The organism is Kitasatospora sp. NPDC001132 (assembly GCF_053598415.1).
Genome location: NZ_JBSFKF010000007.1, coordinates 284342 through 296296, shown reverse-complemented (window position 1 = coordinate 296296; position 11955 = coordinate 284342). Strand labels below are relative to the sequence as shown.

Genomic DNA, 11955 nt, shown 5'->3' with positions numbered 1-11955 from the left:
ATGTTGTGGTTTTTCTATACCAAATATCACCCCTTTACCCCCCTCTTCCCCCCGCGCCCCCCCCCCAGGATCCTGGTCGACGGCCGATCGGCGTTTCCGGTCCTTCCCGTCCGCTCAGCGCGGCCCGGGGTCGTCCTCGGCGGAGGGGCCGTCGCTCCCGGCGGCCGGGGCCCCGTCCGTCGGTTCGGAGGTGGCCTCCGGGCCGGAGCCGTTCACCGGGCCGGAGGTGGCGTGTGCGCCGGCCGGCCGGGGTTCCTGCGCGGCCGGGGGCTCGACCAGCCATTCCGGGTTGCTGTGCCGGTGCCACCACTGCCAGGCGACGACGCCGCCGCCGATCGCCAGCAGGCCGGCCACGGCGAGGCCGGCGGCCAGGCGGTTGCAGCGCTCCTTCCTGGCGTTCCGGGCGGCCAGCTTGCTGATCTCGGCCGAGCTGACGTGGCCGTGGAGGGCGGTCAGTGCGGCGGCGCCGCGGGCCTGGGCCTCCTGGGCGACCGGGACGACCGTGGCGCGGGCCTCCTCGACCGCCTGGGTGACCCTGGGGACGACGGTGGCGCGGGTCTGGTCCGCGGCCCGGGCGGCGGACAGCCGGGCCGCCAGGGCGGCCTCCTGGGCTCGGTGCAGGGCCTTCAGGGCGTTCTGCTGGGCCTCCGGCGGGAGGCTGGCGAAGGCGTGGCGGAACTGCGGGGCCAGGTGCCTGTCGTACTGGCCGCGGAGGTTGTGGGCGGCCAGGGCGGCCTTCGGACCGAAGGCGTCCAAGGCGGGGCCGAGGCGCTGCTTGGCGCCGTCCGCGAAGTGTGCGGCGGTGTCCCGGGTCCTGGTGGCCGTCTCTCGGGCCGAATCCGAAAAGCTCACGAGTCTCTCCTCCTGGGTGGCGTCCCGTCCTATATGCACATATCCACCTGAATGCTGATCATGCATCCTGATTTGTCCGAAGGCATGTCGGGTGGGCCGTGCGTGGGGTCCCTGCGGGGCGGGTCGGTGGTGAGGTGGGGTGTGGGCCGGGTGTGGGGTTGGGCGTGTCGGGTGGGCCGTGCGTGGGGTCCCTGCGGGGCGGGCCGGTGGTGAGGTGGGGTATGGGCCGGGTGTGGGGTTGGGCGTGTCGGGTGGGCCGTGCGTGGGCCCTTGCGGGGTGGGCCGGTGGGGGAGGACTGGGGAGTCCGATCCGGGGACGGGGGGTGCGGCAGTAGGCTGGCGGCTTTGAGGTCATGTACGGGAAGGGGACCCCGCTGATGCTCCCGGACGAGCCGCGGCCGACGGCCGATCGGTCCCCGGAGGCCGGACTGCCCGGCTGCTACCGGCACCCGCAGACCCCCACCGGGGTCTCCTGCTCCCGCTGCGAGCGGCCGATCTGCCCGCACTGCATGGTGACCGCCTCGGTGGGCTTCCAGTGCCCGGAGTGCGTCGGCAACGGCCACGCCGGGGCGCGGCGGGCGACCACCCGGTTCGGTGGGGCCCTGGCCGCCGACGGCGGGCTGGTCACCCGGGTGCTGATCGGGATCAACGTCGTGGTCTGGGTGCTGGCGGCCTACGTGCTCACCCCGCGGCTCGGCCAGATCTGGTTGCTGATCAGCGCGGGGGCGGACACCCTCGGCGGCCCGGCCGGTGTCGCCGACGGCCCGCACCAGTGGTACCGGCTGCTGACCGCCACCTTCCTGCACCTGGAGTGGTGGCACGTCGGGATGAACATGCTGGTGCTGTTCTGGCTCGGCCCGGCACTGGAGCAGGCGCTCGGCCGGCTGCGCTTCCTGGCCGTCTACCTGGTCGCCGGCCTGGGCGGCAGCACCTTCGCCTTCCTGGTGGCCGGCCACGAGATGAGCTCGCTGGGCGCCTCCGGGGCGGTCTTCGGTCTGATCGGCGCCACGATCGTGATGCAGTTGCGGGACAAGGGCCCGCTCGGCCCGGCGATGGCGTTCCTGGTCTTCAACCTGATCGTCACCTTCTCCCGCCCGGGCATCGACTGGCGGGCGCACATCGGCGGCCTGCTGCTCGGCTCGCTGACCGCGGCCGGCCTGATGTACGCCCCGCGCGAGCGCCGCGGCCTGGTCCAGGCCCTGACGGTGTTGGGCGCGCTGGCGGTCGAGGCGGGGATGTTGCTGGCCGGGATGGCCCTGTACGGGGCGTGACCCTTCGAGCGTTTGTCCACAGCGGGTGCGGGGTTGTGCACAAGCTGTGCGACCACCCGGCTGTGGACTGCTGTTCTACGCGTGTCCTGCTGTGCGGTTCTCCCGTTCCCGGGGAGTTGTGCACAGCTGTGGACGGCTCTGTCAGGGAAAGTTATCCACAGGCCGGGGGGACTTTTCCCCAGTGTGGATAACCATGTGGATAAGCACGCCAGTCCGATGGTGGGAACAACCGACCGGATTCCCGCCCGGCTGCGGGCACGCCTGACCGCCGTCCCGGGACGAACGATCCGGAACGGCGGAGAGTGGCTCGGGACCGAGCCTCAGGACGGTCGGGCCGTCACTTCCACTGGGTGGAGACGCCGAACCCGGCGGCGATGAAGCCGAAGCCGACCAGGATGTTCCAGTTGCGCCAGCTCTCGACCGGGTAGGTGCCGCTGGTCACGTAGTAGGTGACGATCCACACCAGTCCGATCAGGAACAGTGCCAGCATCAGCGGCGCGACCCAACCGCGGCCCGAACTGATCTTCACCGCGGCCGTGGTCGGCGGGGTGTAGTCGGACTTCTTGCGGAGTCGAGACTTCGGCACGAGGAGCTCTCCTGTCGATGCGCTGTGAGACCGCGCGGGGTGCAACGGGGGGAATCGGCCGGGTCTGTTGCGGAGGACGGTCCGGGGACCGCTCCGCCGCATGCCACCGGCGTCCGTTAGCGTAGTGGCTCGGCGGGTGTTGAGGAGATAAGGGTACGGTGACTAATTTGTCGATTCCCCCTGAACCGGCCCGTACCCGCCGCTCCGGCACCCGAATTGTCGGCCGTGCCCTGACCTGCGCCGTCTTCGCGCTCGCCGGCCTGCTCTTCTACATCAGCGCGCAGACCGCCCGCGGCACCGACCTGCGGACCGACAACTCGCTGCTCAGCCTCGGCGACGTGATCCGCCAGCGCAGCGGGCAGAACCAGCAGGCGCAGTCCCAGCTCGCCGACCTCCAGGCCCGCGCCCAGCAGCTCACCGAGCAGCAGGGCCACGACCCGGCCGACGCCGCGCAGCTGGACGGCCTGCGCGCCGGCGCCGCCCTGGAGCCGCTCCAGGGCGGCGGCCTGACCGTCACCCTCAACGACGCCCCGCCGAACGCCACCGCGCGCATCCCCGGGGTGCCCGAGCCCGGCGTCAACGACCTGGTCATCCACCAGCAGGACATCCAGGCCGTGGTCAACGCGCTGTGGCGCGGCGGCGCCGAGGGCGTCCAGGTGATGGACCAGCGGCTGATCTCCACCAGCGCCGTCCGCTGCGTCGGCAACACGCTGCTGCTCCAGGGCCGGGTCTACTCCCCGCCGTACGTGGTCAAGGCGGTCGGGAAGACCGACGCCCTGCGTTCGGCCGTCGACGCCGACCCGACGATCCGCAACTACCTCCAGTACGTCCAGGCGTACGGGCTGGGCTGGAAGGTCCAGGAGAGCGGCGAGCTGACCCTGCCCGGCTACTCCGGCACCACCGAGCTGCGGTCGGCGGGCGGACAGCAGTAGCGGACCGGCCCCGCGGCCGTGCACCGCGGGTCTACTCTTTAACCCAGTCCGCTGCGTCGAGGGAGCACCATGTACGGCTGGATCTGGCGTCACCTTCCGGGAAACACCCTGGTCCGAGCCGTCGTCTCGCTGCTCCTCGTCCTGGGGATCGTCTATCTCCTCTTCAACTACGTCTTCCCGTGGGCGGAACCGCTGCTCCCCTTCGGTGACGTCACGGTGGACGGCGGCGACGGCGCCGCGACCGGCTGAGCCGGCGGGCCCGGCACCCCTTCCAGCACCGCACCCCACGGAGACCACGCGCGCATGACGACCCGGCCGACCACTCCGCCCCGCATCCTGGTGGTGGACAACTACGACAGCTTCGTCTTCAACCTGGTCCAGTACCTGTACCAGCTCGGTGCCACCTGCGAGGTGGTGCGCAACGACGAGGTGACCGTCGAGCACGCCGTCCGCCGCTCCGGCGAGGAGGGCTTCGACGGCGTGCTGCTCTCCCCCGGGCCCGGTGCCCCCGAGGAGGCCGGGGTCTGCATCGAGATGGTCCACCACTGCGCGCGGATCGGGCTGCCGGTGTTCGGCGTCTGCCTGGGCCTCCAGTCGATCGCGGCGGCGTACGGCGCGGTGGTCGACCGGGCGCCCGAGCTGCTGCACGGCAAGACCTCGCCGGTCGAGCACGAGGACGGCGGGGTGTTCGAGGGCCTGCCCTCGCCGCTGACCGCGACCCGCTACCACTCGCTCGCGGTCGAACCGGACACCGTGCCGGCCGAGCTGGTGGTCACCGCGCGCACCGACAGCGGTGTGATCATGGGCCTGAGGCACCGTGAACTGCCGGTCGAGGGCGTGCAGTTCCACCCCGAGTCGGTGCTCACCGAGGGCGGTCACCGGATGCTCGCCAACTGGCTCGCGGAGTGCGGCTTCCCGCAGGCGGTCGACCGGTCGGCCGGGCTCGCCCCGGTGATCGGCCGGGGCTGACCGGCGTGACCGCGCTGCGTCCGGAGGGACGTTTCCAGCCGGAGGCGGACCCGTACGGCACCGTGCAGCAGTTCCCGGTGCAGACCGCGCCCGAGGACGCCTGGGGCGTGTACGAGCAGGCCCAGGAGCCCCTGGTGGACGGGCCCGAGTACCCCTGGCTGCCCGACCAGACCCTCCAGCTGCGGCTGCCCGTGGACCTCGGCGCACCGGCCGCCGAACCGGTCCCCACCGGCGGCCGGGCCGAGCGCCGCCGCGCCGCCCGGGGCCGCACCTCGCTGCGCTCCGGCAGTGGTCGGCGCCGGGCGGGCGGCCGCGCCGCCGGGCGGGCGCGCCCCAAGGAGTCCGTGCTGGTGGTGGCCGCCCGGGGCGTCGGCGAGCTGTGCATCACGCTGGGTCTGGTGATGCTGCTCTTCGTCGCGTACCAGCTCTGGTGGACCAACGTGCAGGCCGACGAGGCCGCCGACGGGGCCCGCAACCAGCTGGAGCAGCAGTTCGACGCGGCGCCCGCCGCGCCCGCCCAGCCGGGGCAGCCGGCCCCGGACCCGAACAAGCCCGAGGTGTTCGAGCCCGGCAAGGGCTTCGCCATCATCTACCTGCCCAAGCTGGGGCTGAAGTTCCCGATCGCCGAGGGCACCTCCAAGTCGGCGGTGCTCGACAAGGGCCTGGTCGGGCACTACGCCAACACCGGCATGCCGGGCGACAAGACGGGCAACTTCGCGCTGGCCGCCCACCGCAACACCCACGGCGAGCCGTTCCGGTACATCAACCAGCTCGGCAAGGGCGACAAGATCGTGGTGGAGACCTCCGCCGGCTACTACACCTACGAGGTCACCGGGGGCATCCCGGAGACGTCCCCCAACAACGTGAGCGTGATCAAGCCGGTGCCGAACGGCGCCGGGTACGCCGGTCCCGGCCGCTACATCACGCTGACGACCTGTACCCCGGAGTTCACCTCCAAGTTCCGTCTCATCGTCTTTGGCAAGATGATCGACGAACGGCCGCGTGCCCAGGGCAAGCCGGCCGCCATCACGGGCGGGTAGCCGCCCGGCCGTCCGGCCCGGAGGGGGAGCACCGCAGATGCAGGACGAGACCGAGCTGTCGGCCGAACCGGCGCAGGAGGCCTTTCCCCCGCCCGAGCCGCGGGCCGGGCGGGGACGGAGCCGGGCGCTGGCCGCGCTCGGGGTCTTCGGCGAGCTGCTGATCACCCTGGGCCTGGTGCTGGGCCTGTTCGTGGCCTACTCGCTGTGGTGGACCAACGTGCAGGCGGACCGCGCGGCCTCGGCGGCCGGCGACCGGCTGCGCAGCGACTGGGCCGCCGGCCCGGCCGCCGGCCCCTCGGCCGGGCCCGGTGCCATCCCTGCCCCCGGTGGGTCCGCCGCGCCCGGTGGGTCCGCCGCCCCGGGTGCCCCCGGCGCCGCGCCGAGGCAGTTCGCGGTCGGGGACGACGTCGGCTTCCTGCACGTCCCGGCGATGGGCAGGGACTTCCAGGTGCTGATCCGGATGGGCACCTCCACCGAGGTCCTGGACGAGGGCGTGGCGGGCGTCTACGAGCAGCCGTACAAGGCCGCGATGCCGTGGGACGAGCAGGGCAACTTCGCGCTGGCCGCCCACCGGGACGGCCACGGCGCCAAGTTCCACGACCTGGACGCCGTCCACAAGGGCGACGCGGTCGTGGTCGAGACCCGGGACAAGTGGTACGTCTACAAGATCGACAACACCCTGCCGGAGACGACCAAGTACGACACCGGCATCGTGGCGCCCGTCCCGCCCCGCTCCGGCTACGCCGGCCCCGGCCGCTACATCACCCTGACCACCTGCACCCCGGTGTACACCTCGCGCTACCGGATGGCCGTCTGGGGGAGCCTGGTGCGGGTGGACGACATGGACGCCAAGCGCACCCCGCCGCCGGAGCTGCGGCACTCCTGAGCCCCTTCCCGGGCCTCCTGGGGCCAGGGAAGGGGAACCGCCCGAGGGCCCGCCGCGATGAACTGCGGCGGGCCCTCGGACGTGCTGGGGAGTCACCCGGGCTCCGGCCCCCGGCTCAGCCGAACCAGGGGAATACCGGATGCTTAGTGGTCCCCTTTGGGGGGTGTGGTGGTGGGGTCTCCCCCTTTGGGCGGCTCGGCCGCCTTGATGTACAGCTGGATCTGGGTGTTCGGGTCGACCGGGGTGCCGGCCGGCGGGTTGCTCGCCTGCACCGTCGCGTTCGGGTCCGGCTGGCCGTTGACCACCGTGTAGGTCAGACCGAGCGCCTTCAACTGGTTCGCGGCGTCGCTCAGCTTGACGTTCGCCAGCGGCGGGACCTGCGGCTTGTCCTGCGCCTTGTAGATGGTCAGCGTGATCTTGGTGTTGGCCGGGGCCTTGGTGTTGGCCGGGACCGACTGCGCGGCGACGGTGTTGACCTTGGAGGGGTCGGGGGCCGGCGTGGTCTTCGAGGCGTCCACCTGGAAGCCGAGGCCCTGGAGGGTCGCCGTGGCGTCCTCCTTCTGGGAGCCGACCACGTTCGGGACGTTCACCTTGGTCTTGCCCTGCGACACGGTCAGCTTGATCGGGGTGCTCGGGTCGACGGCGGCGTTGGCCGCCGGGTCCTGGGCGGTGACGGTGTCCTGCGCGGCGGTGTCGTCGTCCTTGTACTCGGTGGTGACGTTGGCGAAGCCCGCGTCGGCGAGCGCCTTGGTGGCCTGGTCCTTGGGCTTGCCGACCACCGCGGGCACCGGCGCCTTGGCCGGGCCCGAGGAGATCTGCACCGTGATGGTGGCGGTCTCGACGACCTGCCCGCCCCCCGGCGGGTTCTGGGTGCAGACCTGGTCCTTCTTGATGTTGGCGTCCGGGCAGGCGACCTTCTCGCCCTCGGCCACCACCAGCTTGGGGCCGACGCCGGCGGCGGCCGCCTTGGCCTCGGCCAGCGTCTTGCCGACCAGGTTCGGGGCGGTGACCTTCGCGGCCTCCTTGTCCTTGTCGGAGAACATCGCCTGGGCGACGAAGAAGGTGCCGACCAGGACCAGTACGGCGGCGACCGCCAGCACGATCCAGGAGGTGTTGCTCTTCTTCGGCGGTTCCTCGCCCCGGCGGCCGCCGCGGCCGTAGCCGTCGTCGTAGCCGTCGCCCGCGCCGCCCGGGGCGCCGGCGTAGGTCTGGCCGTAGCCGTCGTCCTGGTAGCCGCCCTGCTGCCCGTAGCCGGGCTGCCCGGAGGCCTGCGGCAGGACGGTGGTCGGGCCGCCGGGCTGCTGCGGCAGCACGTTGGTCTGGCCGTACGGGTCGTGCGGCTGCGGGTAGCCGTTCTGGTCGTAGCCGTAGCCGGCCGGGCCCATGCCGTACCCGGCCTGCTGGGCGGCGGCCACCGGCAGGCCGTCGAGGAAGCGCTCGATGTCGTCGCGCATCTCGTCGGCGGTCTGGTAGCGGTAGTCGCGGTCCTTGGCGAGCGCCTTCAGCACGATCGCGTCGACCTCGGGGCGCACCTCGGGGTCGAAGACGGACGGCGGCTGCGGCTCCTCCCGGACGTGCTGGTAGGCCACCGCGACCGGCGAGTCGCCGACGAACGGCGGGCGGACGGTCAGCAGCTCGTAGAGCAGGCAGCCGGTGGAGTAGAGGTCGGAGCGGGCGTCGACCTGCTCGCCCTTGGCCTGCTCGGGGGAGAGGTACTGGGCGGTGCCGATGACGGCCGAGGTCTGCGTCATGGTCATCCCGGCGTCGCCCATCGCACGGGCGATGCCGAAGTCCATGACCTTGACGTTGCCCTGCCGGGTCAGCATCACGTTGGCCGGCTTGATGTCGCGGTGCACGATGCCGGCCCGGTGCGAGTACTCGAGGGCCTGGAGGATGCCGATGGTCATCTCCAGCGCGCGCTCGGGCAGCAGCCGGCGGCCGGAGTGCAGCAGCTCGCGCAGCGTCGACCCCTCGACGTACTCCATCACGATGTACGGGATGGAGATGCCGTCGATGTAGTCCTCGCCGGTGTCGTACACGGCGACGATCGCGGGGTGGTTCAGGGACGCCGCCGACTGTGCCTCGCGGCGGAAGCGGGCCTGGAACGACGGATCCCGGGCCATGTCGGCCCGGAGCGTCTTCACTGCGACGGAGCGGCCGAGCCGGGTGTCATGGGCGAGGTAGACCTCGGCCATGCCGCCGCGTCCGAGGACGCCGCCGAGCTCGTACCTGCCGCCGAGGCGACGAGGCTCTTCCATAGATCCGACCCTCTCCCTCACCCGCCGGTGAGGTTGTGACGTAGGTGTCCCCGCACGCTCTGGGTGACGCCGCGCCGTCCGCGACCGGTTCTCCGGCCGGGCCGTGCGGTGCCTCGCGGGCGGCAACGGGCACACCCGCTGCTGGCGGATACGCTACCGGTCGTACCGCATCGGACCGGAGTCAGCCGTCGGCCGATATCAGACCGGTATCCGGACGGGGCTGCCGATCGTGACTTTTCCCTCACCCCTGATCCGCGCTCCTACTTGCCGAGTGCGGCCTGCATCACCGCCTTGGCGATCGGGGCCGCGAGCCGGCCACCGCTGATGCCGTCGCGGTTCTGGGAGCCGTCCTCGACCACCACCGCGACCGCGACCGACTGGCCGTCCGGGGTCTTGGCCCAGGAGGTGAACCAGGCGTACGGCAGCCCGGCGTTGTCCTCGCCGTGCTGCGCGGTGCCGGTCTTGCCGCCGACCTGGAGGCCGGGGATCTTGGCGTTGGTGCCGGTGCCGTTCTCGACCACCGAGACCATCAGGTCCTGCATCTTCTGCGCGGTGGCCGGGCTCATCGGCTGGGAGAACTGCTTCTCGGTGTGCTTGGAGACGGTGGTCAGCGAGGCCGAGCGCTCCTGGTCGACCAGGTACGGCTGCATCAGGCTGCCGTTGTTGGCGATAGCGGCGGAGACCATGGCCATCTGCAGCGGGGTGGCGCGGGTGTCGTGCTGGCCGATCGAGTCCTGGGCGGTGCCGTCCGGGCTCGGGCTGTCCGGGAAGACGCTCTTCTCGGAGCGGATCGGGGTGTCGATCGTGCTGTTGAAGCCGAACTTCTCGGCCTGCGCCCGCATCCGCTCCTTGCCCAGGTCGGCGCCCATCTTGGCGAAGACCGTGTTGCAGGACTGGTCCATCCCGGACTTGATGGTGGCGTTCTCGCAGCGCTCGTTCGGGCTCTCGTTCTTCAGCTGGGTGTTCGTGCCGGGCAGGATGTACGGCTCGGGCGTCTCCGTCGCGTCGTCGATGCTCTGGTAGCGGCCGTTCTCGAACGCGGCGGTGGCGGTGACCAGCTTGAAGGTCGAGCCGGGCGGATAGGTCTCCTTCAGCGCCCGGTTGAGCATCGGCTTGTTGGGGTCCGCGTTGAGGTCCGTCCAGGCCTTGGTGTCGGCGGCCTCGCCACCGGCGAAGGTGCCGGGGTCGTAGGACGGGGTGGAGACCAGCGCCAGGATCGCGCCGGTCTTCGGGTCGACGGCGACCACCGCGCCCTTCTTGTTGCCCATCGCGTCGAAGGCCGCCTTCTGGACCTTGGCGTTGATGGTGGTGACGACGTCGCCGCCGCGCTTCTGCTCGCCGGTCAGCATGTCCAGGGTGTTGCGGAAGAACAGCCGGTCGTCGGTGCCGGAGAGGATGCCGTCCTCCAGGTTCTCCAACTGGTTGGAGCCGTAGGCCTGGGAGGAGTAGCCGGTCACCGGGGCGTACATCGGGCCGTCGACCCAGGAGCGCTTGTACTTGTAGCGCAGGCCGTTGACGAAGTCCGACTTCGTGACCGGCTGGCCGCTGACGATGATGTTGCCGCGCGGGTGGGCGTACCGGTCGTACAGCTGGCGCTTGTTGTTCTTGTTGGTGGCCCAGGCCTCGGCCTGGACGCCCTGCACCCAGTTGGTGCGCACCATCAGGGCCAGGATCAGCACGAGGCAGAAGATCGAGACCCGGCGGATCGGCTTGTTCATCGGGCGGGTCCTCCCTGGCCCTCGGGGGCCGGGGCCGGTTCGGCCCCGGGGCGGCGGGCGCTGTCGCTGATCTTCAGCAGGATCGCGACCAGCGCCCAGTTGGCGACCACGGACGAACCGCCCTGGGCGAGGAACGGCATGGTCATACCGGTGAGCGGGATCAGCCCGGTGACACCGCCGGCCACGACGAACACCTGGATCGCCATCGCCGAGGAGAGGCCGACGGCGAACAGCTTGCCGAACGGGTCGCGGGCGGCGAGCGCGGTGCGCAGGCCGCGCTGGATCAGCAGCGCGTACAGCAGGAAGATCGCCATCAGGCCGGTCAGCCCGAGCTCCTCGCCGAACGAGCCCAGGATGAAGTCGCTCTTGGCGGCGAAGGCGATCAGCCAGGACCGGCCCTGGCCCAGGCCGGAGCCCGTGACCCCGCCGGAGCCGAGCGCCATCAGCGACTGGCCGATCTGCTCGGTGGAGCCCTTCGGCGGGTTCGGGCCGAAGGCGGCCATCGGGTCGAGCCAGGCGTCGATGCGGACCTTCACGTGGCTGGCGGTCGAGGCGACCGCGACCGCGCCGCCGACCGACATCAGCAGGCCGAACAGGATCCAGCTGGTCCGCTCGGTGGCGACGTAGAGCATCACCACGAACAGGCCGAAGAACAGGAAGGACGTGCCCAGGTCGTTCTCGAAGATCAGGATCAGCAGACTGAGCAGCCAGATCACGATGATCGGGCCGAGGTCGCGGCCGCGCGGCAGGTACAGGCCCATGAACCGGCGGCTGGCCAGCGCGAGGGCGTCCCGCTTGACCATCAGGTAGCCGGCGAAGAACACGGTCAGGACGATCTTGGCGAACTCGCCGGGCTGGATGGAGAAGCTGCCCATCCGGATCCAGATCTTCGCGCCGAAGTCCTCCGCCCTGGCCGGGAAGAAGGCCGGCGCGGCGAGCAGGACGAGGGCCACCACCATCGAGATGTAGGTGTAGCGCTGGAGCACCCGGTGGTCCTTCAGCAGCACCATCACCCCGATGAAGCCGGCGATCCCGAGGGCCGACCACATCAGCTGGTTCTCGGCCGCCGGGTAGTTGCCCTTGAGCAGCTTGCCCGCCTTGTCCAGCCGCCAGATCATCACCACCCCGAGCCCGTTGAGCAGGGTGGCGATCGGCAGCATCAGCGGGTCCGCGTACGGCGCGAAGCGGCGCACCAGCAGGTGGGCGACCACCGCCAGGGCGCCCATGCCGAACCCGTAGCCGAGCATGCCGGCGGGCAGCTTGCCGTCCATCGCGAGGCCGACGTTGGCGTACGCGAGGACCGGCAGCAGCACCGCGAAGACCAGCATGGCCAGCTCGGTGTTGCGCCGGTTGGGCGTCTCCTGCGGGGAGATCGTGGTGTTGCCGCGCCGGCGGGGGACGGCGCGTTCGGCCGTCGCCCGGCGCCGGCCGGCCCGGGTGGAC

The 11955-nt window shown here is 71.5% G+C and carries 11 protein-coding genes; 6 read left to right on the top strand and 5 right to left on the bottom strand.

Going from position 1 to position 11955, the window contains the following annotated elements; genetic code table 11:
* Window positions 1-114: 114 nt before the first annotated feature.
* Window positions 115-852: a DUF5324 family protein gene (locus ACWDBE_RS13070; RefSeq protein WP_449787895.1), complete on the bottom strand. Its 738-nt coding sequence runs from the start codon at window positions 850-852 to the stop codon at window positions 115-117.
* 353 nt (window positions 853-1205) lie between these two features.
* Here ACWDBE_RS13070 and ACWDBE_RS13065 point away from each other — a divergent pair, with 353 nt between their 5' ends.
* Window positions 1206-2123 (top strand): rhomboid family intramembrane serine protease, encoded by a 918-nt coding sequence (locus tag ACWDBE_RS13065; RefSeq protein WP_449807968.1) that lies wholly within the window; start codon window positions 1206-1208, stop codon window positions 2121-2123.
* Window positions 2124-2460: 337 nt separating this feature from the next.
* Here the strand turns inward: ACWDBE_RS13065 and crgA are convergent, their stop codons facing one another.
* Window positions 2461-2709 (bottom strand): cell division protein CrgA, encoded by a 249-nt coding sequence (gene crgA, locus ACWDBE_RS13060; protein WP_049656797.1) that lies wholly within the window; start codon window positions 2707-2709, stop codon window positions 2461-2463.
* 167 nt (window positions 2710-2876) lie between these two features.
* Between crgA and ACWDBE_RS13055 the strand changes: the two genes are divergently transcribed.
* From ACWDBE_RS13055 to ACWDBE_RS13035, 5 genes are all read left to right on the top strand, one after another.
* Window positions 2877-3641, top strand: coding sequence for a DUF881 domain-containing protein (locus tag ACWDBE_RS13055; RefSeq protein ID WP_449787897.1), 765 nt, complete (start codon window positions 2877-2879; stop codon window positions 3639-3641).
* Between the two features lie 69 nt (window positions 3642-3710).
* Window positions 3711-3890, top strand: coding sequence for a hypothetical protein (locus ACWDBE_RS13050; RefSeq protein WP_449807967.1), 180 nt, complete (start codon window positions 3711-3713; stop codon window positions 3888-3890).
* A 54-nt stretch (window positions 3891-3944) separates the two neighbouring features.
* Complete coding sequence (locus ACWDBE_RS13045; protein WP_449787898.1) at window positions 3945-4610, top strand: aminodeoxychorismate/anthranilate synthase component II; 666 nt, start codon at window positions 3945-3947, stop codon at window positions 4608-4610.
* Window positions 4611-4615: 5 nt separating this feature from the next.
* A complete protein-coding gene (locus ACWDBE_RS13040; protein ID WP_449807966.1) occupies window positions 4616-5650 on the top strand; it encodes a class E sortase in 1035 nt (344 codons plus the stop codon).
* A gap of 37 nt (window positions 5651-5687) precedes the next feature.
* A complete protein-coding gene (locus ACWDBE_RS13035) occupies window positions 5688-6536 on the top strand; it encodes a class E sortase (protein ID WP_449807965.1) in 849 nt (282 codons plus the stop codon).
* Window positions 6537-6679: 143 nt separating this feature from the next.
* Here ACWDBE_RS13035 and pknB read toward each other — a convergent pair whose 3' ends face one another.
* The 3 genes from pknB to ACWDBE_RS13020 all read right to left on the bottom strand — a co-directional run bounded on the left by pknB (window position 6680) and on the right by ACWDBE_RS13020 (window position 11885).
* On the bottom strand, window positions 6680-8794 hold the full coding sequence (gene pknB, locus ACWDBE_RS13030; RefSeq protein WP_449807964.1) for a Stk1 family PASTA domain-containing Ser/Thr kinase: 2115 nt from the start codon (window positions 8792-8794) through the stop codon (window positions 6680-6682).
* A 260-nt stretch (window positions 8795-9054) separates the two neighbouring features.
* Window positions 9055-10512 (bottom strand): peptidoglycan D,D-transpeptidase FtsI family protein, encoded by a 1458-nt coding sequence (locus ACWDBE_RS13025; protein WP_449787902.1) that lies wholly within the window; start codon window positions 10510-10512, stop codon window positions 9055-9057.
* Window positions 10509-11885 (bottom strand): FtsW/RodA/SpoVE family cell cycle protein, encoded by a 1377-nt coding sequence (locus ACWDBE_RS13020; protein WP_449788099.1) that lies wholly within the window; start codon window positions 11883-11885, stop codon window positions 10509-10511. The genes ACWDBE_RS13025 and ACWDBE_RS13020 overlap by 4 nt, the downstream gene beginning before the upstream one ends.
* Between the last annotated feature and the right edge of the window lie 70 nt (window positions 11886-11955).